Annotated in this window: 1 protein-coding gene; it reads left to right on the plus strand. The window is 62.8% G+C overall.

Annotated elements, in window-relative coordinates:
* Positions 1–653, plus strand: a 653-nt coding sequence (locus CEY11_RS24945) for a VCBS domain-containing protein (protein WP_198958992.1), incomplete at both ends; no start/stop codon positions are given.

Genomic DNA, 653 nt, shown 5'->3' on the forward strand with positions numbered 1-653 from the left:
TACGGCGCAGCACATCGAGACGCAATACGGGACGCTGGAGCTCAATGGCTATCACCAGGCGGCAGACGGCACGCTGACGATCGACTACAGCTATGTGCTGACGAAGGCGCCGGAGGTGGTGGGGGCAGATGCCTCGGACACGATTGGTGTGACGGCCACCGATCGCGACGGCAGTACCGACGGCAGCAGCATCGCGATCAAGATCGTGGATGATGCGCCCCAGGCGCATGCCGATGTCAACAGCGTGCGGGAAGACGCCGTGGATGCCACGGTCAGCGGTAACGTGCTGGCCGCTAGCGGCGCCTCGGTGGGTGATGTAGCCGATACGCAGGGCGCTGATGGCGCGACGGTAACGGATATTGCCAGCAATAACGTCCCGGGCAATACGGCGGATGACAGCGTCAGCGGCGAGTTGACGATCAAGGGTGCGTATGGGACGGTGGTGATCCACGCCGATGGCAGCTACGACTACACGCTGGACAACAGTAATCTGGCTGTTCAGGGGCTGACCCCGGATGGGGGATCGCTGACCGATACCTATACGTACACGATCACCGACGGCGATGGGGACTCGAGCACGGCGACACTGACGATTACCATCAATGGCGCCGACGATGGCGTGATGGTGGATGTGCCGGGGAACCGGGCAGCCA

Source organism: Candidimonas nitroreducens (assembly GCF_002209565.1).
GTDB lineage: Bacteria > Pseudomonadota > Gammaproteobacteria > Burkholderiales > Burkholderiaceae_B > Candidimonas > Candidimonas nitroreducens.